Source organism: Halogeometricum rufum, assembly GCF_900112175.1.
Classification (GTDB): Archaea; Halobacteriota; Halobacteria; order Halobacteriales; family Haloferacaceae; genus Halogeometricum; species Halogeometricum rufum.
Genome location: NZ_FOYT01000002.1, coordinates 592,968 through 612,872, shown reverse-complemented (window position 1 = coordinate 612,872; position 19,905 = coordinate 592,968). Strand labels below are relative to the sequence as shown.

The 19,905-nt window shown below is 66.7% G+C and carries 23 protein-coding genes and 2 tRNA genes; 9 read left to right on the top strand and 16 right to left on the bottom strand.

Going from position 1 to position 19,905, the window contains the following annotated elements; translation table 11 throughout:
• Positions 1–2: 2 nt before the first annotated feature.
• The 9 genes from BM310_RS12770 to BM310_RS12730 form a co-directional block, all read right to left on the bottom strand.
• Positions 3–998 carry a 30S ribosomal protein S3 gene (locus BM310_RS12770; RefSeq protein WP_089808281.1) on the bottom strand — a complete coding sequence of 332 codons (996 nt, stop codon included), beginning with the start codon at positions 996–998 and terminating at the stop codon, positions 3–5.
• The gene (locus tag BM310_RS12765) at positions 998–1,459 is read right to left on the bottom strand and encodes a 50S ribosomal protein L22 (RefSeq protein ID WP_089808280.1); all 462 of its coding nucleotides are present in this window, start codon (positions 1,457–1,459) and stop codon (positions 998–1,000) included. Before BM310_RS12765 ends, BM310_RS12770 begins: the two co-directional genes overlap by 1 nt.
• A gap of 3 nt (positions 1,460–1,462) precedes the next feature.
• The gene (locus tag BM310_RS12760; protein ID WP_089808278.1) at positions 1,463–1,888 is read right to left on the bottom strand and encodes a 30S ribosomal protein S19; all 426 of its coding nucleotides are present in this window, start codon (positions 1,886–1,888) and stop codon (positions 1,463–1,465) included.
• Positions 1,889–1,890: 2 nt separating this feature from the next.
• Positions 1,891–2,619: a 50S ribosomal protein L2 gene (locus BM310_RS12755; protein ID WP_089808276.1), complete on the bottom strand. Its 729-nt coding sequence runs from the start codon at positions 2,617–2,619 to the stop codon at positions 1,891–1,893.
• Between the two features lie 2 nt (positions 2,620–2,621).
• The gene (locus BM310_RS12750) at positions 2,622–2,873 is read right to left on the bottom strand and encodes a 50S ribosomal protein L23 (protein ID WP_089808275.1); all 252 of its coding nucleotides are present in this window, start codon (positions 2,871–2,873) and stop codon (positions 2,622–2,624) included.
• Positions 2,870–3,616, bottom strand: a complete 747-nt coding sequence (gene rpl4p / locus BM310_RS12745) for a 50S ribosomal protein L4 (protein WP_089808272.1) — start codon at positions 3,614–3,616, stop codon at positions 2,870–2,872. The genes BM310_RS12750 and rpl4p overlap by 4 nt, the downstream gene beginning before the upstream one ends.
• A gap of 3 nt (positions 3,617–3,619) precedes the next feature.
• A complete protein-coding gene (locus tag BM310_RS12740) occupies positions 3,620–4,636 on the bottom strand; it encodes a 50S ribosomal protein L3 (protein WP_089808271.1) in 1,017 nt (338 codons plus the stop codon).
• Positions 4,637–4,640: 4 nt separating this feature from the next.
• The gene (locus tag BM310_RS12735; RefSeq protein ID WP_089808269.1) at positions 4,641–5,477 is read right to left on the bottom strand and encodes a putative RNA uridine N3 methyltransferase; all 837 of its coding nucleotides are present in this window, start codon (positions 5,475–5,477) and stop codon (positions 4,641–4,643) included.
• A gap of 178 nt (positions 5,478–5,655) precedes the next feature.
• Positions 5,656–6,030 (bottom strand): hypothetical protein, encoded by a 375-nt coding sequence (locus BM310_RS12730; RefSeq protein WP_089808267.1) that lies wholly within the window; start codon positions 6,028–6,030, stop codon positions 5,656–5,658.
• Positions 6,031–6,233: 203 nt separating this feature from the next.
• Here BM310_RS12730 and BM310_RS12725 point away from each other — a divergent pair.
• The 3 genes from BM310_RS12725 (at position 6,234) to BM310_RS12715 (ending at position 7,008) form a co-directional block, all read left to right on the top strand.
• A tRNA-Gly gene (locus BM310_RS12725) sits at positions 6,234–6,304 on the top strand.
• A 327-nt stretch (positions 6,305–6,631) separates the two neighbouring features.
• Positions 6,632–6,844 carry a YrhK family protein gene (locus BM310_RS12720; protein WP_089808265.1) on the top strand — a complete coding sequence of 71 codons (213 nt, stop codon included), beginning with the start codon at positions 6,632–6,634 and terminating at the stop codon, positions 6,842–6,844.
• Positions 6,845–6,937: 93 nt separating this feature from the next.
• Positions 6,938–7,008 (top strand) — tRNA-Gly (locus tag BM310_RS12715).
• Positions 7,009–7,508: 500 nt separating this feature from the next.
• Here BM310_RS12715 and BM310_RS12710 read toward each other — a convergent pair.
• Positions 7,509–7,778 carry a hypothetical protein gene (locus BM310_RS12710; RefSeq protein WP_245778491.1) on the bottom strand — a complete coding sequence of 90 codons (270 nt, stop codon included), beginning with the start codon at positions 7,776–7,778 and terminating at the stop codon, positions 7,509–7,511.
• 174 nt (positions 7,779–7,952) lie between these two features.
• Between BM310_RS12710 and BM310_RS12705 the strand changes: the two genes are divergently transcribed.
• Complete coding sequence (locus BM310_RS12705) at positions 7,953–9,143, top strand: lycopene cyclase domain-containing protein (protein WP_089808261.1); 1,191 nt, start codon at positions 7,953–7,955, stop codon at positions 9,141–9,143.
• A 33-nt stretch (positions 9,144–9,176) separates the two neighbouring features.
• Here BM310_RS12705 and BM310_RS12700 read toward each other — a convergent pair whose 3' ends face one another.
• On the bottom strand, positions 9,177–9,485 hold the full coding sequence (locus BM310_RS12700; RefSeq protein ID WP_245778490.1) for a hydrogenase maturation nickel metallochaperone HypA: 309 nt from the start codon (positions 9,483–9,485) through the stop codon (positions 9,177–9,179).
• A gap of 81 nt (positions 9,486–9,566) precedes the next feature.
• Complete coding sequence (locus tag BM310_RS12695) at positions 9,567–10,634, bottom strand: YihY/virulence factor BrkB family protein (RefSeq protein WP_089808259.1); 1,068 nt, start codon at positions 10,632–10,634, stop codon at positions 9,567–9,569.
• Between the two features lie 136 nt (positions 10,635–10,770).
• Between BM310_RS12695 and BM310_RS12690 the strand changes: the two genes are divergently transcribed.
• Entirely contained in the window at positions 10,771–11,088 is a 318-nt protein-coding gene (locus BM310_RS12690; RefSeq protein ID WP_089808257.1) for an MTH1187 family thiamine-binding protein, read from the top strand.
• A gap of 34 nt (positions 11,089–11,122) precedes the next feature.
• Here the strand turns inward: BM310_RS12690 and BM310_RS12685 are convergent, their stop codons facing one another.
• Positions 11,123–11,881 (bottom strand): hypothetical protein, encoded by a 759-nt coding sequence (locus tag BM310_RS12685; RefSeq protein WP_089808256.1) that lies wholly within the window; start codon positions 11,879–11,881, stop codon positions 11,123–11,125.
• 117 nt (positions 11,882–11,998) lie between these two features.
• Between BM310_RS12685 and BM310_RS12680 the strand changes: the two genes are divergently transcribed.
• The 3 genes from BM310_RS12680 to BM310_RS12670 all read left to right on the top strand — a co-directional run bounded on the left by BM310_RS12680 (position 11,999) and on the right by BM310_RS12670 (position 14,729).
• A complete protein-coding gene (locus BM310_RS12680) occupies positions 11,999–13,117 on the top strand; it encodes a helix-turn-helix domain-containing protein (protein ID WP_089808254.1) in 1,119 nt (372 codons plus the stop codon).
• Between the two features lie 168 nt (positions 13,118–13,285).
• Entirely contained in the window at positions 13,286–14,227 is a 942-nt protein-coding gene (gene mch, locus BM310_RS12675) for a methenyltetrahydromethanopterin cyclohydrolase (RefSeq protein ID WP_089808252.1), read from the top strand.
• A 4-nt stretch (positions 14,228–14,231) separates the two neighbouring features.
• On the top strand, positions 14,232–14,729 hold the full coding sequence (locus tag BM310_RS12670) for a hypothetical protein (protein ID WP_089808250.1): 498 nt from the start codon (positions 14,232–14,234) through the stop codon (positions 14,727–14,729).
• A 15-nt stretch (positions 14,730–14,744) separates the two neighbouring features.
• Here the strand turns inward: BM310_RS12670 and BM310_RS12665 are convergent, their stop codons facing one another.
• Complete coding sequence (locus tag BM310_RS12665; protein WP_089808248.1) at positions 14,745–16,040, bottom strand: M48 family metallopeptidase; 1,296 nt, start codon at positions 16,038–16,040, stop codon at positions 14,745–14,747.
• 142 nt (positions 16,041–16,182) lie between these two features.
• Between BM310_RS12665 and BM310_RS12660 the strand changes: the two genes are divergently transcribed.
• Positions 16,183–16,866 (top strand): HAD family hydrolase, encoded by a 684-nt coding sequence (locus BM310_RS12660; RefSeq protein ID WP_089808245.1) that lies wholly within the window; start codon positions 16,183–16,185, stop codon positions 16,864–16,866.
• Here the strand turns inward: BM310_RS12660 and BM310_RS12655 are convergent.
• On the bottom strand, positions 16,846–18,024 hold the full coding sequence (locus BM310_RS12655; protein ID WP_089808243.1) for a GIY-YIG nuclease family protein: 1,179 nt from the start codon (positions 18,022–18,024) through the stop codon (positions 16,846–16,848). The two genes, BM310_RS12660 and BM310_RS12655, sit on opposite strands and share 21 nt — an antisense overlap.
• Before the next feature lie 110 nt (positions 18,025–18,134).
• Positions 18,135–19,748: a GTPBP1 family GTP-binding protein gene (locus BM310_RS12650; RefSeq protein ID WP_089808241.1), complete on the bottom strand. Its 1,614-nt coding sequence runs from the start codon at positions 19,746–19,748 to the stop codon at positions 18,135–18,137.
• Positions 19,749–19,905: the final 157 nt, after the last annotated feature.

Here is a 19,905-nt window from a genome sequence, read left to right as displayed (position 1 = left end):
TATTACTCCTCCGTTTCCTCGTCGGCTTCGTCGTCTTCTTCGTCGGCCGCCTCCATCTCGGCGACGAGGTCCTCGGCTTCGGCCTCGACCTCTTCGTCGAGTTCGGGTTCGTCGGCCTCCTCCTCGAACTCGTCGGGCTGAGCGTCGTCGTCTTCGACGTCGCCCGTCTCGACGGGCTCTTCTTCCGGTGCGGGCTCGGCGCTCTCGGAGCGCGACGCCACGTCGCCCGACTCCTCGACGACTTCCTCGACGATCTCCTCGTCGATGACCTCGGAGGGTTCCTCGTCGGGAACTTCGACGTCGTCGGCGTCCTTCGAGACGTCCGGAACCTCCTCGGGTTCGTCCTCGAGGAGTTCCTCGACGCCCTCGCTCTCGACGGCCTGCTCGACCGGTTCGACCTCGGCGTCTTCCTCGATCTCGAAGTCGTCGGGAAGCTTGGCTCCCGGCGGGATGATCTTCACGTTCACGCCGATGGTGCCGAGCTTCATCACGGCGACGCCCTGCCCCTCGTCGACGACTTCCTGGGCGGGTTCGCCGTTGTGCTTGATGTAGCCGCGGTTGAACTTCTCGACGCGCGAGCGGGCGCCGGTGACCTTCCCCGCGAGGACGATTTCGGCGCCGAGGGCGCCGGCGTCCATGATGCGGTCGATGGTCGTGTGGCCCGCCTTGCGGAAGTACCAGCCGCGTTCCAAGGCGTTCGCCAGACGGTCCGCGACGATGCGCGCGTTGAGGTCGGGTTCGTCGACCTCCTGCACGTCGATCTGCGGGTCGTCGAGGTCGAAGCGCTCTTCGAGTTCCTTGGTCACCTTGCGGATGTTCTTCCCACCCTTGCCGATGACCATCCCGGGCTTCTCCGCCTTGAGCACTATCTGCGTGCCCATCGGCGTCTTGGCGACGTCCATGCCGCCGTAGCCCGCGCGACCGAGTTCGTCCGCGAAGAACTCGTCGATCTGCGAGCGCTGCAGCCCGTTCTCGATGAACTGGTGTTCGTCAGCCATTACTCCTCGACCTCCTCGATGATGAGTTCGACGTCACAGAGCGTGGTGTTGAAGGGGTCTGCACTCCCGAACGCTCGGGGTTTACGACCGGGTCGTTCTCCGACCTTGTGCGCGGCGACGTGCATGATCTCCATCGAGCGACCGTCGAATCCGTCCTCGTCGGCGTTGGACGCGACGTTCTGCAGGAGTTCGAGGAACGCTTTCGACGCCTTCTCGGGGTAGCGACCCGCGTCCCAGCCGTCGATGTCGGACCGGTGTCCGACGCCGGTGTTGTGCTGGCGGAACGGAACGGAGCGCTCGCCCTCGATGACGGCGTCGAGGTAGTCTTCGGCGTCCTCGACGGTCATGCCCTTTATCTCGCGCGAGATGGCCTTGCTGTGCTTCAGGCTGATGGGCCGGTCACGGAGCATCCCCTTGGCGGTGGTGTCCGGGTCGGCCTCGACGCTGTAGTTGATTCCCATGATTTACTTGAGCGGTACGAACTTCGAGGACCGGGTCGCACCGATACCGGCCTGCCCGTGTTCGACCGAGTTACGGGTCAACTGGAACTCGCCGAGATAGTGTCCGATCATCTCGGGTTGGACGCGGACGCGCTCGAACGACTGCCCGTTGTAGACGGCGAACGTCTTGTCGACGAACGACGGCAGGATGGGCATGTCGCGGAGGTGCGTCCGGATGGGCGAGTTGGCCGTCTCCTCGGGGTCCGCCTCGCGGACCGTCTCGAGGAGCTTCTCCTTCTGGAGCGTCAGCCCTCGGTTGATGCTTCGCCGCTGTCGTGCGGGCAACAGTTCTACGACCTCGTCGAGCTCCATCTCCTGCAACTCGTCGAGCGTGTGACCGCGGTAGGTGAACTCCTCACCTTCACGGCCGGTTCGGTATTCCGAGCTCATGTTCAGTTACCTCCTTTGCCACCGCGACCGGTGCGCTTCGAGGCGATGTCGCCGACCTTGCGGCCCGGCGGTGCGTTGCGCGAGACGGACTTCGGGCGGCCGGGGTGTTGGCGGCCGCCGCCACCGAACGGGTGGTCCACCGCGTTCATGGCGACGCCGCGAACTCGCGGCCACTTGATACCGCGTGCGCGCATCTTGTGGTGCTTCTTCCCTGCCTTGACGAACGGCTTCTCCGTTCGGCCACCGCCGGCGACGACGCCGATGGTGGCGCGGCACTGCGGGTTGAGGCGCTTGACCTCGCCGGACGGGAGCTTCACGACGGCGACGTGCCGGTCGTGGGTGAGCAGCTGCGCGCTCGTGCCCGACGCGCGAGCGAACTTGCCGCCGTCACCGACCTGCCGTTCGACGTTACACACCGGAACCCCCTCGGGGATTTCGGCGAGCGGGAGCGTGTTCCCGGGTTTGATCTCCGCGGAGACGCCGACCTGAATCTGGTCGCCGACCGCGATGCCCTCGGGTGCGAGGACGAGACGCTGGTCGCCGTCGTCGAACTCGACGGCGGCCACCGGCGCGCTGCGGGCGGGGTCGTGTTCGATGTCGACGACCGTCCCGGAGACCGTGTCTTCCGATTCAGCCTTCTTGTGCGAGAGTTCGGCCTTGTAGCGGTGCGACGGCGCCCGGAACGTGGGCGAGCCGCGACCACGACGCTGGCCCTGAATTCGTCGTCCCATTGTTAGAACACCCCGATGCGCGAGGCGACTTCCTGCGCGTCGTCGTCCTCGCTCAGACGGACGGTTGCTTTCTTGGTGCCCTTCGGGGTGACCTGCGTGTTCACCTTCTCGATGGACACCTCGTAGCGCGACTGGAGTTCCTCGACGATTTCGGGTTTCGTGGCGTCGAGGTCGACGATGAACTGGAGCTTGTTGTCGAAGTCCATCTGGTTCATCGCCTTCTCCGTGACGAGGGGGTGGTGTACGACGCTCATCGGTCGGCCACCTCCTCTATGGCGCTCTCGGTGAAGACGGTGAGGCGACCGGCGTGCGTGCCGGGCGCGAGGTCCTCGGCGTTGACGTTCGCCGCGGTGGCGACGTCGACGCCCGCGAGGTTCCGAGCCGCCTTCGACGGCTCCGAACTCGTCACGAACAGGATGGACTTGGGACGCTTGTACTTGCGTCCGCGCGCCTTGCCCTGTCCGGCGCGAACCTTCTTGTTGTCCTCGGATCGCTCGATGTCGTCGTAGACGCCGAGCGACTGCAGGAGGTCGACGACCTCCTTCGTCTTCACGAGGTCCTCGAAGTCGTCGGAGACGACGAGGGGGAGTTCGAGGTCCTCGTCGAAGCGGTGGCCGCGTTCGGCGACCAGGTCGACGTCCGTCGTGGCGGCGAGCGCCGAGCGGACGGCGAGTTTGCGCTCCTTGTCGTTTATCTCCTTCCCCAGGTCCTTCTCGGCCTTCGGCGGGTGCGCCTTCCGGCCGCTGACGGCGTGGGGAACGCGGCGGGCGCGACCGTTCTCACGCGGGTCGTGAGACATGCCGCGACCGCTCCCCAGCGACTCTGCCGGGGTTCGCATCCCCGCGTAGGGGTCGGCTCCGTACGCCTGTTTTCGGTTTGCCTGCGCGGCGAGGACGGCACGCTTGATGAGGTCCGGACGGTACGTCGTCTCGAACACCTCGGGGAGGTCGAGCGTACCGGCGTCGTCGCCGTTCAGGTCTCGGATTGTTGCCTGCATGGTTTATCCTTGGTTCGATGCGGTAGAGACGAAGCGCACCTCGGGGTCGAGGCGCGGTTGGTCGTTCGGCCGGATGGCCGGGCGGAACCGCAGCAGCCGCTTGTCCGGCCCCGGGAGCGAACCCTTCAGGAGCGCGTACGGGCCGTCGACCTCGCCGTAGCCGACGAAGCCGCCGTCGACGGAGGCGTCGTCGCCGTCGCCGATGTCGATGAGGCGCTTGTTGAGTTCGGTCCGCTGGTGGTAGCCGGTCTGACCGAGTTGCGGGACGGTCGAACGGACGCGGGAGGGGTTCCACGGGCCGAGGTTACCGATGCGGCGCCGCCAGCCCTGACGGGCGTGCTTGCCCTTCCGCTTCTGGACGCCCCACCGCTTGACGGGGCCCTGCGTTCCTTTCCCCTTCGTGACGCCCGCGGCGTCGAGGTACTCGCCCGCGCGGAACACGTCGGACATCGAGTGTTCGCCCCCCTCTTCGACGAGGTCGAGGGCGAAGTCCGAGCGCTCCTGCAGGGAGCCACCGCCGACGCGAGTCTCCATCACGTCGGGCTTCTTCTTGGGGATGTTCTTCATCGAAGCCGGGACCGTGTGCGTGATGACGCGCACGTCGTCGACCTCGCCCGCCTCGACGGCGGCACGGAGGTCGTCTGCGTCGTCATCGAACGTGTCCTCGGACGGAAGGTCGAGCGTTCGGTCGAGGTTCTCGACGAACTCCGACGTCCACACTTCCGTCAGCGGCTTCGCACCGTACGGCGTATCTTCGTAGGCTCGAACGGCTACAGCTCGCATCGGCGGGGTCTCGACGACGGTCACCGGAACGGCCTCCTCCATCCCTTCCTGGGGGGAGTTGGCTTCGTCGTTGACCATCATCACTTGGGTCATCCCTGCCTTGTAGCCAGCGAACCCCTGCAGTCCGGGGGACCCGTCGTCGTCGGGCCACGACCGGATGCGGGGGACCTCTTTTGCCGCGCGCTGGCGCGGGCTGTAGGCCATCGAACCCTTACGTGGTCTGCTTGGTTGTGGCATGTGTTCACTCCGTGAGTGTCAGGGACGCGAGGGAGGCGAACATCGCTTCCTCGGTTCGCACCACCTCGCTGCCCTGTCGCGGAATCGTATTGAGCCAGAGGTCGAACCCCGGACCGTCGGAGGGTTCGACTGTGACTTCCTCGGCGTCGACGCCGAGGATGTCCGGAAGCCCACGACCGGGCGAGCCGAAGACGACGGTCGCTCCGTCCCGTTCGAGACGGGGGGAGAGATCCGCCAGTTTCGGCACCGTCAGCGACTCGCCGAAGCGAGACGTCGCGATGGTGACGCCCGCGTCGGCGCGGTCGAGCGCTTCCTCGAGGTCCGAACGGGACACGTCGAAGCCCGGAACGGGCTCGTCGACGATCCGCGCACGGACCGGTTCTCGCGAAGAGATCCTGATGGCGACGCGCTCCCCCTCCGACACCGCCATATCCGATGGGGTGTAGAGGGAGATCGGGTGTTGCAGTCCGCAATTGACCCGAACGCGGCCGTCAGGTCCGACCTCGGTCACGATTCCCTGTTGTAACGACCCCGAACCGTCCGGTTCGGAGCCGGTCGTAGACGAGACGAGGAGGGGCGGAAGGACGCCCACGTACTCCAGTTCGTCGCGGTGCCCCCACACCTCCTTTCGGAGGTAGGGTGGCGTGGCGGCGTATCGCAACACCGTCTCGACGAACGTTCCTCCCAGCCGACGTTCGCCTTCCCGGTCGGGGAAGACGACGAGTCGGTCCGCCCGAAACACCGTCGCCGCGCGGGCGACGTAGCCGAGTTTGCGAGTCGCCTCGCGTTTGTCCTCGGCTTCCCGGACGAGGGAGGACGGTACGAGTACGCTGAGTGTCATACCGGTCCCTTCATCGTCGCGTCTAGACTGTATCGCTTGTACCGGATGCCTCCCTAAAAGGGTAGCGAATGATAGCTGGCGTTGTGAGAGCGTAACACCCTCGCGAACGGGAGATTCGCGCTCGCGCAACCGTGTGGTTCGTCACCACGATTCGTCGCCCGGTCGGACGCTCGGCGCGTTACCGAGAGGGGACGAGTTCGCCCCGGCCGTCCGTCGTCGTCGACGGCCCCTCCGCGTCCGCCAGCGCCGACTCGGAGACGTGCTCGCGACCGAACTGCACCGCCTGCGAGTTCACCGCCTCCAGTTCGACGGCCACGCTGCCGGACTCGCCCACGAACCGATACTCGCCGCGGGAGACGATACGAACGCCGCCGATGGGTCGCCGGTGTACCTCGTGCGTCCCCACGTACGCCGGGTGGGAGACGCGAATCCGCCCGTCCTCGAACCGGTAGTCGGCGTCGGTGCCGCAACTGATGGCCGCCCGAATCAGTTGGTTCGCCGCCTCGGCGTCACCGTCTCCGACCAGTTCGCGGACGCGGGTTTCCAGATTCATACGCTCCCGTAGAGGACACGTCTGGATAGCGATTGCCCCGTCGTGATTAGGGTCCACGCCGCCGTCCGTCGTTCTCGTTCACCGACCGGTTTCCGTCGTCGGCCGTGGGGTTCGTCCCCACGCCATCTCCCGATTTGCTCCGATTCGCAAGTCTTATCAATCGACCTCGCGTTACGAAGTAATGCAGTTACAGACCGCGACACGCGCTGGTAGTGTAGTGGTATCACGTGACCTTGCCATGGTCACAACCTGGGTTCAAATCCCAGCCAGCGCACTTCTCTCGAAACTCACACTGTGAGCGGCGCGTCTCGTCGCGCCGCGGTACTCGTGAGTTTCGATGTGTAAGCCCCTGAGATTTGAATCAGGGAGTGGAGCGACCGTGGTTCAAATCCCGGTGAGGCGGAGCCTCACCGACGTTCACCTCGCTTCGCTCGGTGAACTCCCAGCCAGCGCACTTCTCCGAACCTCCTCCCGTCGAGCGGTGCGTCTCCGTCCGGTGCGAACGTCGCTCCGACTTCGCCGGCGACCCCGACGCCCCGAAACTGCCACAACGCAGTTCAAACCGCCGGACCGACGGTGACACGGAGGGTGCGAACACGGCATGTACGAAGACGTCTTGAGAGCCTTCTTCGAGGAGTACGAGTGGATTCACACGACGCTGGGCATCCTCGGCAACGTCCTCTTCTTCGTCGGGAGCATCATGTTCCTGTACGAGGCGCTGAAACGACTCGGCGTCTGGCTGTTCATCGTCGGGTCGTTCCTCATGCTCGTCGGCGCCGTCGCCGCCGCCGTCGTGAAGTGGGTCCGCAATTGAGTCCTTCGCGCGCACGCGAGGCTCGAATTCGTGTGTTATTTGTACCGTCGTCGCATCGAATCGAGTGACGCGATTCGGACGCGTCGGCGACGCGCGCTGGTAGTGTAGTGGTATCACGTGACCTTGCCATGGTCACAACCTGGGTTCAAATCCCAGCCAGCGCACTTCTCCGAAACTCACACTGTGAGCGGCGCGTCTCGTCGCGCCGCGGTACTCGTGAGTTTCGGTGTGTAAGCCCCTGGGATTTGAATCAGGGAGTGGAGCGACCGTGGTTCGAATCCCGGTGAGGCGGAGCCTCGCCGACGTTCACCTCGCTTCGCTCGGTGAACTCCTAGCCAGCGCACTTCTCTGACGCTCACACTGCGAGCGGTGCATATCGTCGCGCCGTCGGACCGTGGTCTCCAACTTTTTCGGCGACGTCCGCGTTCGACCGGCCGTGGAACCGGCGTTCGTCTTCGGCGGGCTGTTCCTCCTCCTCGTCGGCGCGTATCCGACGTTGTTCCCGCACCGCGCGCAACTACGTCTCGTCGCGGGAGTGGCAGGACGACCCGCGGGGCGCGAGGCGGAAGCAGGAACGCTACGCCCGCCTCGTGGGCGGCGCTATCGCCCTCGGACTCCCTCTCCTCGTCGCCGGCGTAGTCCTGTGACGGCACGCCGGGGGCGTCTACTCGCCGTCGTCGATGGCCAACCCGAGCGTGTTCGCCGTCTCGACGCGCGCGAGCCCGTCCATCTCGCAGAACGCGTCCACCTGCGTCTCGGGCATCGAGACCAGGTACGAGCCCAGTTGCAGTTCGCGTTCGAAGGCGCCGTCCACCTCGTCCAGCGTCGCGTCCAGGTCCGACCGGTCGGCCGCGTCGAGTTCGACCACGAGCGTCGCCGTCTGGTCGGCGAACGGGTCGTCGCGCATCCGCCGCACCGGATGTGAGAGGTACATACCGAGCGTTCGGCACCGGTCCGAAAAAGCCGTTCGCGTTCGCGCGGCCGGGCGGTGAGTCCAGCTAGTGTCCCGAACGTGCGCCCATCAAGTCGTCTAACGGGAAATTCACTCGTAGAACATATTATTTCGTAACGCAACGTAACTTAACTATCGGGCATCCCATGCGAACGTATGGCTCTCTCTCGCCGGGGGGCGGGACCGGGACACGCCGCGAGGGCGCTGGCGTCGCAGGTGCATCCAGTGTTCATGCTGCCGCCACTCGCGTCCTCGCTGTTCGGCGCCGTCGTGGCCGGACGCGTCGCGTTCGGCCCGGCGTTCGTCCACGTGGCGGCGATGTTCTGCGCCGTCTACACCGCGCACGTGAAGGACGGGTTGGTGGACTTCTACGTCCGCGGCGAGGACGACGACCACCCGATGACGAGACGCGGATGCCGGGTCGGACTCGTCGCCGCGGGCGTCGGCTTCCTCCTGTGTCTCGTGGCCCTCTGGCAGATGGTCGGCGTCGGTGCCGTCCTCGTCACCCTGCCGACGTGGTTCGTCGGCTACCTCCACGCGCCGCAGTTGGACACGAACCCCGTCACCGCCACCGCCGGCTACCCGTTCGGCATCGCCCTCGCCATCGTCGGCGGCTACTACGTCCAGACGGCGGCGCTCGCGCCCGAACCGCTGGCGTACGCGTTCGTCTTCTTCGTCCTCCTCACCGGCGTGAAGGTGATAGACGACGCGAAGGACCACGACTACGACGCGAGCATCGACAAGCGCACCGTCGCCGTCGTCCTCGGACCGCGGCGCGCCCGCCGGTTCGCCCACGCCCTCCTCGGCGCCGGGATGGTCGCCGTCCTCCTCCTGACGGGCGACGGCCTGTTCCCGCCGTTCGCGCTTGTCGCCGCCGTCGCCTTCGGACTGGTCGCCGTCGCCGCCCGCGGCGCGTCGCCGAGGCTGGCGACGATGCTCCTCGTCCGCGGAACGTACGTCTTCCTCGCGCTACTGCTGATTGCGGTCTGGTTCAGACCGCTGGCCGCCGTTCCGCTCCCGGACATCGGCGTCCTCGGCGGCTACACCTACCTCGCGACCGAGGTGGTGTTCGGCGCCGTCGCGTTCGGCCTGCTGGCCCGCGCGAACGCCCTCCGACGCGCCGCCGTGACCGTCGCGGCCGTCTACCCCGTCGCCTACCTCTGGGACTGGTACACGCTCGAAGTCGGCGTCTTCGCCATCCCGCTCCGAACCGGCGCCGAACTGTTCGGCATCCCTCTCGAAGAGCACCTGTTCATGGTCGTCGTCCCCGCACTCGTCCTCGGCGTCCACGAGACGCTCGCGTCGTGGCGCGCCGAGGAGCGGACACCGGGAGAGGGCGGGGGATAAGAGAAACACGGGCGCTCGGCCGGCCGTCGGCGGTCAGTCTTCGACCCAGTAGAACAGCGACTCGCGGTCGGCGCGGCAGTCCGGGCAGTACGTCGGGAACGCGTCCAGCGACCCCGTCTCGCCGCAGTCGAGGCAGCGCCAGACGAGGAACGACTCGCCGAAGTAGCCGTCGGCCAGTCGGCGGTTTCGGACCTCCGTGAGTTGGGGGACGGCGCGGGACGCCGTCGTCGCACTCGTCGCGGGGTCGGTGACCGCCGGCACGCGGTCTATCGTGGCGGGACGGGTCGGTCGGTCGGTTCTCGCAGTCTCGGTCGTCGCCGTCGCTCGGGAGTTCGTTGCCATGACGGAGAGACGCTCGCTGAGGGCTTAAGCGTAGTCGCTCCGCTCTCGCCCGTCGTCACCGCACACTCCCCGCCACGTGGGTCACTCGTCGCGAGGCGACCACCGCAGTTCGACGCTGACGGCTCCGCCCGGGAGGAAGCGGAGCGACTCGGTGTCGGTGACGACGCGGTCCGGGACCGGAATCGGAATCTCCTCGCCGTCCACGGTGACGGCGACGTCCTCGGCGTCGCGGAGGTGCCGTTCGAGCGTCTCGACGGCCGCGACGAGTTCGTCCCGTTCGACCCCGTTGTGGCGCTTCTCCTCGGGCGGGATGCCGCCGAACACCGGTTCGACGTTCACGTCTCGACTCCGGTTCGAGAGGACGGCGTTGACGGCGGCACCGAGGAGGACGACGAGACCGCTGAAGTAGAGCCACGTCAGGAGGACGAGGATGCCGGCGACGACGCTCCGTTCGGGCGACGCGCTGGAGTAGGTGGTGTAGACGCCGAACAGCGACTCGAAGACGGTGAGTCCGACGGCGGCGGTGAGCGTGCCCGGGACCACTTCGAGGAAGCCGACGTCGGTGTCGGGGAAGACGTAGTACATGGGATAGAGCGCGAACGCCAACCCGAGAATCAGGAACAGGCGACTCACCGCCCACCCGACGTTCCCGGCGACGAGGCGGGCGACGGCGTCGTCGACGACGGAGCCGACGACGAGGACGGCGGCGAACGTGACGAGGACGAGGACGCCGTCGCCGAGTTGGTCGCCGAACGTGTTCGACGCCTCCGACTCGTAGATGTCGGAGAACGCCGTGTCGAGGCCGCGGAAGATGCGGAGCGTCCCCCACAGGAGGACCACGCCGCCGAACAGGGACACGCCCGCCGACTGGCTGGCGGCCGTCGCCTCGGCGAAGAACTCGTCGCGGGTCCCCTCGGTGAGGACGACGCCCGCCAGCGTCCGGACGCTGTCGTCCAGCGTCTGGTTACCGAGCGTGGCGGCGACGGCGAGGAGCAGCAAGAACAGCGGGAGCAACGAGACGAACGCGTGGTAGGCGATGCTGCCGGCCATGAACGTGAGCTTCTCGGTTCGGACCTCGTGCACCAGCGCTCGGAGGAGGGAGACGCTCCGTTCGACGCGCGGCACCGCAGTTAGCGAGGGGAGAGACATAGAGAACGGTACGACGGGGAGCACGAAAAGCAGCACCGGCGGGGACGTGGCGTGGGTCGGCGACGCCCGCCGACGGTGGCGGCAGTCGGCGCGCACCGACGGTACGACTATTTCGCCGGCGTGCGAGGGGACTCGTATGACAGTCATCGCGATGCTGAGCGTCGCACCGGTCGTCGAGGACAGCATGTCGGGCGAAGTTGCGAAGGCCGTCGCCGCGCTGGACGACTTCGACGTCTCCTACGAGACGAACCCGATGGGGACGGTGATAGAGGCGGACGACGTCGACACGCTGCTCGACGCCGTCGCCGCCGCGCACAAGGCCGTCGAGGGCGACAGGGTGAGCACGTTCCTGAAGATAGACGACAAGCGGGCGTCGGACCAACGCGCGCGGGACAAAGTAGACGCCGTGGAGGAACACCTCGGCCGGGAAGCAAAGAAGGAACGAAGCGGATAGGCGTCGTCGCTCTTGTTCGAGAGTGGGAGTTGTTTTACGGGACTTCTTGGGTAATCTCCCGCAGTTCGTCCGGGTCGGACCACGGTAGACACTGATTGTGGAGTTCGAACAGTCGAAACTCGTTCAGGTGAACCCAGCTATACGAGACGGCCTCTTCCTCGGCCTGCTCTCTCGTCTGGAGCCGCTCGTCGATATCCTGTCGGGATATCTCGATCCCGTTCTGTTGTGCCTGTGTAAGTAGCGACTCTAACTCCTCTTCGACAGATACCTCGTCGAGATCGTCGTTGAATCGGATATTTATCGCAGCTGTGAGGACGTCAGCTGGGCTCTCGAGTTGTTTGTCGGTCATCCACGTGTAGTCGCGCGGAAGAACGAACGACTTTTCGAAGTACGGTGTCGTGCTGATCTTGCCGAGCTCGGTGACCTCTCCACCTGCTCCCTGTTCGTATACTGCGACGATGTAGTCTGTGTACGCGGCTAACAGTGTGAATCGAATCCGAAACACGGGAAGGCGGTCGAGATCGATTTCGCGGAGGTCACCCATGAGGAACGGATACGTTCCAAGTCGTTTGTTCAGCTCGTTTTCGACGATTCGCAACCGCCGAATATACGGATCTCGGTAGCTCCCGAGGATGAAATACGATGTTTCGGGCGTCTGGAGGTGGGGGACCTCGTCGTTGGCGAAGCTCAGTATCTGAGACGTCTCGTGAGGTTCGAGTTCGAGTCCTTGTAGCGCTTCGTCCACGTTCTCGAAGATCTCACGAGGGTCGGCCGGAGGCCCCGAGTCAGTCATGGTCCTCTCTGCACTCCGCCGCCTCAAATATATTACTGACCAATTTGGTTTTTCTCTGTATAACCACATTGGTCGACCCAAACTGTTTTGCACTCTCCCGGGAACTCCTATACAAGGATGAGCGACGCGCCTGCCGCAGACAAGCGTGATCCGTTCGAGGAGCAGCGGCAGATATACCAGTTGTTATCTCAGGAGACCCGCCATCTGGTGTTACAGTATATCCTCGGTCATCCGGCACACCTGCCGTCGCTCGATGAACTGGCACACATGATCCCGAAAAACAAAGCGGCGATTCGGGACCAGTTGCAGGTTCTCCGGGAGGCAGATATCATCGAACGCTACGAGCATCCACCGAACGAGGACTCGCGGGAGCTTCCGTCGCAGTTCTATGGTCTGACCGAATACGGGGTTGAGATACTCACGGAATACAACTATTTGAGAGGTCTCCCGATTGCTCGTGCGTTGTACGACAATACGCGCCTCTCCGAAAAATCCCAGCGTCACCTCGATGCACCGCGTCCGGAACTCCCGTCGAACGTCGCCGACGCCCTGACTATCGGACCGTCGGACGAACGTGCGAATTACAGCCGCTTAGAGCAGTATATCGAGGACCGGAAGGGTGGAACTCACAGCACAGACGATCAGGTTGAAACCGCAAAAGCGTTCCATCAGGCCGGAATCGATCCGGACCACGAAGGAATCAAACGAGCCGAGTTACTCGACGAGTTGGAGCTTGAGCTCGAGTATCAGCCCAAGACGGTTCTCGATCACCTCGTCGACCTCGGTATTCTCGAGGCCACCACACCTCCCGGGCCGAACGTATTCGCAATTAGCGAACGAATCGACGAAATCGTCAACGGCCGTGTGACCGAAGAGGCGGACGAAAACCTCGACGCGCTCGTGGCACATATCGACGACGAGCTTCAATCGGTCGAACTCGGCGACGAAGCAGCCGAACTCAGTGGTCCACAGACAGCAGTGTCAGCGCCGTCAGTCGCACTTGCCGACGGGGCAGGACGGACGATCCGGAGTATATTGGCCGCAGAGTTCGACGTCGCACCAGAGCGAGTCGTTGAATTTCTCTACTCGGGGGACCCTGTCGATCGCCTCAACGCGGCCGTCGATGCAATCGAGTCGTCTGCTGAGGTCACAAAGTCCGAAGAGTACGGTCGAATCGTCTTTCTCAACCAAGCCTACCGCTATCGACTGACAGAGAAGGCGATGAATCTCTGTTAAGAGAAATCACAAAACCTCTGAGACGGACGCACGAGTGCGGACAAGTGCTGCAGAGCCATTCTGGATATCGTGTCGTTCTTGCCGACAGGTCGGAAAACGACCGAGACGCCGCCGCACGCCGTCCCGAGACTACCAACGTCTTTACGAGACGACGACCAACCCGCGTCCATGGACTCCATCAATCGCATGGCCATCGAACTCGTGGACGAGGCCATCGACTTCGCCGACGAACTCCGGATAGACGTGTACGAACTCGACTCGGGGGCGACGGCCCTCGACTTCGGCGTGAACGCCGAGGGCGGCATCGAGGCCGGACTGCTCCTCGCGGAGATAGAGACGGCCGGCCTCGCGACGGTTCAGGCCGAGATGGACGAGGTGGCGGGTGCGCCCCGCCCGCGCGTCGAACTCCAGACCGACCACCCCGCACTCGCCCTCCTGTGCTCGCAGAAGGCCGGGTGGGAACTCGCCTTCGAGTCCGGCTTCGAGGGCCTCGGCTCCGGACCCGCCCGCGCCCTCGTCGCCGAGGAGGACGAGTTCCACCAGGTCGAGTACTTCGACGAGTTCGACCTGACCGTCCTCGGAATCGAGAGCATCGAACTGCCGGGCGACGAGGTGGCCGAACACGTCGCCGAGAAGGCGGGCGTCGAACCCAGCGGTGTCTTCCTGCCGACGTACGCCACCGGGTCGATGGCCGGGAGCGTCTCGACGGCGGCGCGCGCGCCCGAACTCGCCGTCTTCCGCCTCTTCGAACTCGGCTACGACCCCCGGAAGATACTGTCGGCCATCGGCTCGGCCCCCGTCGCGCCCGTCAGTTACGACGAGGGCGTGGCGATGGGTCGGACGAACGACGCCCTCGCGTACGGCGGCGAAGTCCACCTCACGGTCACGGAGGACTCCGAGCACTTCGCCGACGTGCCATCGACGGCCGCCGACGAGTACGGCACGCCGTTCGAGCAGATATTCGAGGACGCCGACTGGGACTTCTACGACATCCCCGAGACGGTGTTCGCGCCCGCGAAGGTCACCGTCGACGTGGTGGACGGACCGACGCGCGTCTTCGGCGAGACGAACGAGGACCTCCTCGCGGAGTCGTTCGGCGTCGAGTCGTGAGCGGATGAAGTTCAAACTCGTCCCGGAACCGCCGTCGACGCTCGACTTCGTCGCGGACGCACAGCGCGCGGTTCCGCTCGTCCCGGGGTCCGAAGACGACTGTTGCGCCCGCCTGATGCGCCGACTCGACTTCGAGAGCCGGGACGTGGCCCGCACGTGGCTCACGTTCCTGCGCGCGCTGGAGTTGGCCGACGAGACGGACGACGGGAGTTTCGTTCGCCGGCGGACCGACCCCACCGAAGCGCACCTGCGGGACGCCTTCCACCGCCGCGTCTACGGCGCCTCGGACGTGGTGGCGCTCCTCGACGACGACCCCAAGACGGTCGCCGAGGTGTTCGAGGGGTTCGAGGACCGGGTGCCCGTCTGGGAACACCACCGCGCCGCGGAGAACTGGCGCGACGTGTGGACCGAACGCGTGGGGCGGCTCCTCGACTGGGCCGTGTTGCTCGGGTTCGCCGAGGAGCGAGCGAACGGGTACGTCGCGGTCGACGACGACGGCTGACTCGCAGCGCCGGCGTCAGGTGCTGCTCGTCGGACCGACTGGGTCGTCGGCGTCGCGACTCTGCTCGCTGGAGCGGTCACGCAGCCGCCGGATGCGCTCGGGAATCGGCGGGTGCGAGTAGTGGAACGCGGCGTACCACGGGTGCGGGAACGGGTTGCTCAGGTTCTCTCCGGCTAGCGTCGTCAGGGCTCGCGTCATCGACTCGGACTCGCCCATCGTCCGCGCGGCGAAGTCGTCCGCCTCGCGTTCGTGCGCCAGCGAGAGGCGGTTGGTGAGGGGGGCGAGTAGCGACAGCACCGGGCCGGCGTAGAGCAGTCCGACGGCGAGGGCGGCGTACGTCACCGTCGGGAGTCCGAACGCCGCGTACACCCACTGCGAGGCGGTGACCCACCAGAGGAAGGCGAACACGACGCCCATCTGGACCGCCGACGCGCCGAGTTGCTTCCAGATGTGACCGCGCTTCCAGTGGGCGAGTTCGTGCGCCAGCACCGCCTGCACCGACTCGCGGTCCATCTGCTCGACCAGCGTGTCGAACAGGACGACGCGCTTCGTCTCGCCGAAGCCGACGAAGTAGGCGTTCGAGTGCGAGGAGCGCCGACTCGCGTCCATCTCGTACACCTGTTCGCACTCGAACCCCGCGCGGTCGAACACGTCCTCGACGGCCTCACGGAGCGGTCCCGACTCGACGGGGTCGAAGTCGTTGAACAGGGGCGCGACGAAGCGCGGATAGACGACCATCATCAGGAGCGAGAACCCGACGACGACGACCCACCCGGCGACGGGCCACAGCGTCGGGAGGGCGTCGACGACGGCGAGGACGACGCCGCCCACGACGCCCGAGAGGACGACGGTGACGAGGAGTCCGACGACGAAGTCCCGGAGCCAGAGTCCGGGCGTCTGGTTGTTGAAGCCGAACCGCTCCTCGACGACGAACGTCTCGTAGAGGTCGAACGGCGCGCCGAGGAGACGGACGAGCACCACCGCGCCGACGAGGAGGACGACGCCCTGCAGCACCGTCGGCAGGCCCGTCTCGACCAGCAGTCCGACGACGTCGCCGAACAGGCCCGAGAGGACGACGGCGAGGACGGCGAGGACGCCGAGCCACGACTGCGCGCGCGACAGCACCGTCTTCGCACGCTGGTACGCCAGCATCCGGTCGGGCGAGTCGACCCCCAACTGCTCGCGAACCCACGCCTCCGACTCGCGGACCGCGCGAGCGCCGTGTCTGAGGTTCAACGCGTCCAGTCCGCTGAAGAGGAGCTCCGTCCCCGCCAGGAGGACGACCAGCGAGAGTGCGGCGAGCGACACCATGTCGGGGGGATAGGCGTCGTACCGGTTAAACGCCGCGCCGCCGTGGCGTGGTCGGGCACCGCCGACGCCCTGCACCGCCGGCGGTCGTCCGACCGCGCGACCCGACCGAAACGTTCGTCCGACGGGAGTCCGACGTGGTCGTGTGACAGATTCGTCCGTCGAAGCCGTCCTGTTCGACCTCGACGACACGCTCGTCCGGTACCGCCGGTCGACGGCGACGGTGCTGTCCGAGGCGTTCGAGGCGTGCGGGGTGGGACCGCTGTTCCCCGTCGACGCCTACTACGACCGGTTCGACGAGTTCGCCGACTGGGACACGCCGATGGCCGAACTCCGCCGGAACTGCTTCGCCGCCATCTGCGAGGCGCGCGGTCACGACCCCGACGTGGGGCGACGGGTCGCCGACGCCTTCGCGGCGTCGCGTGACCACCGGAACGTCGAACTGCTCCCGGAGGCCGAACGCGTCCTCCGAACGCTCGCGGACCGCTACCGCGTCGGCGTCGTCACCAACGGCCCGAAGGACGCGCAGTCGAAGAAAGTCGACGCCAGCGGCGTCGGTGACATCGTCGAGACGGTGGTGTACGCGGCGCACGAGACGGCGCCGAAACCGGACCCGGAACCGTTCCGCGTCGCGCTCGACCGACTCGACACCGCGCCCGAACGCGCCGTCCACGTCGGGAACTCCGTCGAGTCCGACGTGCGCGGGGCCGCCGCCGCGGGTCTGCGCTCGGTGTGGATTCCGGCGTCGCCCCCGGACGCCGACGCGGCGACGGCGAGCGCCGACCACCGACTCGACGGGTTGGCGGGACTACTCCCGCCGCCGTGGTGAGACGCGGCCGACCGGCGGCCGTTCGACCGACGCCGAACCCGTCCCGTCGCGTTCGCGACGCTCGAAGACGACGCGGCCCTCGGGCAGCGACACCTCGGCCACCTCGTATCCCGCTCGAAGCCACGCTCGCGAGTGCGGGTGCGACGACTCGTCGTTCGTCCACCAGCGCTGCCACCGCCGCGCCTCGGTCGGGAGGTGGCCGTCGAGGACGACTTCCAGGTCCGCGAACGTCCGCTCGATTCGGTCGTGTTCGTGGTCCGCGAGGTAGGCGCGCAGTTCGGCGAACTCGTCGGCCTCGGCGTCGTCGGCCGGGGCGTCCACCGGCCGCTCCGAGCGTTCAGCGCGGTCCGCAGTCCCGCACTCGGTCGGTTCCGGTCGCTCCAGCGGCGTCGAGGGCTCGGTCGTCTCGGCACGCTCGCTCGCCTCCGGACGCTCCGTCGTCGACCGGGCCGACCCCGTCCGTTCCGCTTCGGGCGCGGCGGGGACGAACTCCGACTCCGTCCCGTCGACGGACGGACGGGGCGTCGACGGGTCGGCGTCGGTCGTCGGTGACCCGGCGTCGGTCGGCCGCGCCTCTCTCTCGGTCGTTCGCGCCTCCGTCTCGGCCGCCGGGCGTTCGGCCCCCTCGGCTGGCGTCTCGGCCTCGGACGCCCCGGTCTCGGCGGTTCCGTTCCCCTTGTTCCAGGCGGGGTCGAGCGCCGTCACCAGGTCGTCTTTGATGATGCGGCGGAGCGCCCGGTTCTCCTCTTCGGTGCCGCCGAAGTCGTCCGTCGCGTGCAGGTGCAGCGACACACGGTCGCCCGCGCGGGCGGCGTGGAAGATGGCCGTGTTCAGTCGGCAGTTGGTCTGCTGGCCGCCCGCGAAGCAGTTCGCCGGGGAGATGCGGCCGTAGCCGTTGGCGAACTGCTCGTAGAGGTCCTTCGTCTCGCCGACGTAGACGACGTCGTCCTCGACGGCGATGGCGTAGACGCCGGGGCAGTGCGTCCCGTCGTCGGGGACGCCGAACGAGCAGAACGGCCCCCAGCCGTAGTCGTGGACGGCCTTCTCGTCGCGCCTGTCGTAGTCGGACTGCGGGACGTGCACGTCGACGACTCCCCTGTCGGTCCGGTCGGGTTCGACGTCGCAGACCCGACCGAACGCGTACCCACTCAGTTCCATGGGTGGCCTCTCGGCGGGAGCGACAAAAGCTTTCAGAACAGATTACAGTCTCTGATAACCGAACGAGATGTGCGGACGGCTCGGCGTCGGTCCGCGGCGGCGACGCCGCGTCAGTCCTCGTGAATCGCCGTGACGGTGCCGACGCCCTTCGAACTCCCCTCGCGGAAGACGAACCGCTGGCCCTCCTCGACGAGGTACGGGCGGAACTTGAACTCCACCGTCGCCTCCCCCGTGTCGCCGGGGAGGAGTTGGCCGCCGTCGGGGTGGAAGACCACCGCCTCGCTCACGGTTTCGAGGTGGACGACCGGTTCGTAGCCGTCCCGGATGCGGGTCGGGTGGTTCAGCACCATCACGTCCGCCTCGAACGACCGCACGGGCGTGGGGTCGGCGTCGGCGGGGAGCAGCACCATCCCGCGCTCTATCTCCGACTCCTTGACGCCTTTCAGGGCGATGCCGACGATGCGGCCCGTCTTCGCCCGGTCCACGCGGTGGTAGTGCATCTCGATGGAGCGCACCTCCACCTCGCGGAACGACCCGTCGGCCATCGGGCCGACGAGGAGTTCGTCGCCCGCCTCGACGCTGCCGGAGTTGACGGTTCCGGAGGCGACGGCGCCGACGCCGGTGACCGAGTACGTCCGGTCGATGTACATCCGGAAGTCCTCGCGGGCGTCGGCGGTGGTCTTCGGCAGGCGCTGGAAGAACGCGTCCAACTGGTCGAGGCCCTCCATCGTCACCGCACTGGTCCGGAGGACGGGGACCACCGAGGGGCTTATCTCCTCGACGGCCGCCTCGACGCCGTGGCGTTCGACGCGGAGGGGGGTGCGTTCGACGTCGCGCAGGAGGCGTTCGACCTCGCGTTCGACCTCCTGCACCCGGTCCTCGCTCACGGCGTCCACCTTCGTGATGGCGACGACGGTGGGCAGTTCCATCGCCAGGAGGATGCCGAGGTGTTCGCGCGTCGTCTTCGTCGGGCCGTCGTCCGCCGCGACGACGAGGAGGCCGTAGTCGAGTCGCTGGCCGACGAGGCCGCGAATCGTCGTTCTGAGCCACGGTTCGTGACCGACGGTGTCGACGAAGGAGACGAGGCGGTCGGACTCCTGGACGACGCGGGCGCGGTCGGACTTGCGGTGGGGGTTGCGGAGGTGGACCGGGCCGTCGTCGCCGAAGCCGTAGACGGCGTACGAGAGGTCCGCCGAGAGGCCGCGTTCGACCTCGTGCGGTTGCACGTCGAGGAAGCCGCGCGTGCTCCCCTCGCCGTTGTCGGCCTGTCCGGTGACCAGAGAGCCGACGAGCGTGGACTTGCCGTGGTCGACGTGACCCGCCGTGCCGACGACGATGTGGTCGTCGTCTGCGTCGAGGGCGGTGCCCTCTGTCACCGTCGCGACGCCGACGAGGCCGCGGGACGGCGACTCGCCGACGCCCCACGTCTCCACGTCCTCGATGTGCGCGCCGGCCTCGTCTGCGAGGATGGAGAGCACGTCCATGGACTCGGAGAACGCGTCGGGAGAGATGCCCGCGATGCCGCCGTCGTCGGTGACGCCGACGACGTACGTCGCCGTGCCGTCGCCGGAGAGCACCCGGTGTCGGAGTTGAGCGGCCAGACTCTCGAGGCGGCCGTCCGCCAGGTGGACGGCGCGGGAGAGTCGCTCTTTGAACTCGATGTTTCCGCCTTCCTCTTCGCCGCGCTCGAGGGCCTCGTGCAGAGCGGCCCGGTCAGCGCTCATGGGCGCGGATATGAGAGGACCGACTAAAACCCTTTCCGTGCATGAGTTTCGTTATCACAGTAGAGATACCCCGCGTATAGAGTCGAGCGTTCGAAATTCGCGGTGGCGTGAGAGAGACAGCCACGACTCTCGCTGGAGAGGACGACCGGTCCGCGCG

What these genes read in the sequence shown, in the direction of transcription:
- BM310_RS12685 (WP_089808256.1), bottom strand. Translation starts at nt 11,881, where the DNA reads ATGACTGACTCGGGGCCTCCGGCCGACCCTCGTGAGATCTTCGAGAAC.
- BM310_RS12695 (WP_089808259.1), bottom strand. Translation starts at nt 10,634, where the DNA reads ATGTCTCTCCCCTCGCTAACTGCGGTGCCGCGCGTCGAACGGAGCGTC.
- BM310_RS12690 (WP_089808257.1), top strand. Translation starts at nt 10,771, where the DNA reads ATGACAGTCATCGCGATGCTGAGCGTCGCACCGGTCGTCGAGGACAGC.
- BM310_RS12665 (WP_089808248.1), bottom strand. Translation starts at nt 16,040, where the DNA reads ATGGTGTCGCTCGCCGCACTCTCGCTGGTCGTCCTCCTGGCGGGGACG.
- mch (WP_089808252.1), top strand. Translation starts at nt 13,286, where the DNA reads ATGGACTCCATCAATCGCATGGCCATCGAACTCGTGGACGAGGCCATC.
- BM310_RS12655 (WP_089808243.1), bottom strand. Translation starts at nt 18,024, where the DNA reads ATGGAACTGAGTGGGTACGCGTTCGGTCGGGTCTGCGACGTCGAACCC.
- BM310_RS12670 (WP_089808250.1), top strand. Translation starts at nt 14,232, where the DNA reads ATGAAGTTCAAACTCGTCCCGGAACCGCCGTCGACGCTCGACTTCGTC.
- BM310_RS12650 (WP_089808241.1), bottom strand. Translation starts at nt 19,748, where the DNA reads ATGAGCGCTGACCGGGCCGCTCTGCACGAGGCCCTCGAGCGCGGCGAA.
- BM310_RS12700 (WP_245778490.1), bottom strand. Translation starts at nt 9,485, where the DNA reads ATGGCAACGAACTCCCGAGCGACGGCGACGACCGAGACTGCGAGAACC.
- BM310_RS12730 (WP_089808267.1), bottom strand. Translation starts at nt 6,030, where the DNA reads ATGAATCTGGAAACCCGCGTCCGCGAACTGGTCGGAGACGGTGACGCC.
- BM310_RS12705 (WP_089808261.1), top strand. Translation starts at nt 7,953, where the DNA reads ATGGCTCTCTCTCGCCGGGGGGCGGGACCGGGACACGCCGCGAGGGCG.
- BM310_RS12735 (WP_089808269.1), bottom strand. Translation starts at nt 5,477, where the DNA reads ATGACACTCAGCGTACTCGTACCGTCCTCCCTCGTCCGGGAAGCCGAG.
- BM310_RS12750 (WP_089808275.1), bottom strand. Translation starts at nt 2,873, where the DNA reads ATGAGCGTCGTACACCACCCCCTCGTCACGGAGAAGGCGATGAACCAG.
- BM310_RS12740 (WP_089808271.1), bottom strand. Translation starts at nt 4,636, where the DNA reads ATGCCACAACCAAGCAGACCACGTAAGGGTTCGATGGCCTACAGCCCG.
- BM310_RS12755 (WP_089808276.1), bottom strand. Translation starts at nt 2,619, where the DNA reads ATGGGACGACGAATTCAGGGCCAGCGTCGTGGTCGCGGCTCGCCCACG.
- rpl4p (WP_089808272.1), bottom strand. Translation starts at nt 3,616, where the DNA reads ATGCAGGCAACAATCCGAGACCTGAACGGCGACGACGCCGGTACGCTC.
- BM310_RS12760 (WP_089808278.1), bottom strand. Translation starts at nt 1,888, where the DNA reads ATGAGCTCGGAATACCGAACCGGCCGTGAAGGTGAGGAGTTCACCTAC.
- BM310_RS12710 (WP_245778491.1), bottom strand. Translation starts at nt 7,778, where the DNA reads ATGTACCTCTCACATCCGGTGCGGCGGATGCGCGACGACCCGTTCGCC.
- BM310_RS12770 (WP_089808281.1), bottom strand. Translation starts at nt 998, where the DNA reads ATGGCTGACGAACACCAGTTCATCGAGAACGGGCTGCAGCGCTCGCAG.
- BM310_RS12765 (WP_089808280.1), bottom strand. Translation starts at nt 1,459, where the DNA reads ATGGGAATCAACTACAGCGTCGAGGCCGACCCGGACACCACCGCCAAG.
- BM310_RS12720 (WP_089808265.1), top strand. Translation starts at nt 6,632, where the DNA reads ATGTACGAAGACGTCTTGAGAGCCTTCTTCGAGGAGTACGAGTGGATT.
- BM310_RS12680 (WP_089808254.1), top strand. Translation starts at nt 11,999, where the DNA reads ATGAGCGACGCGCCTGCCGCAGACAAGCGTGATCCGTTCGAGGAGCAG.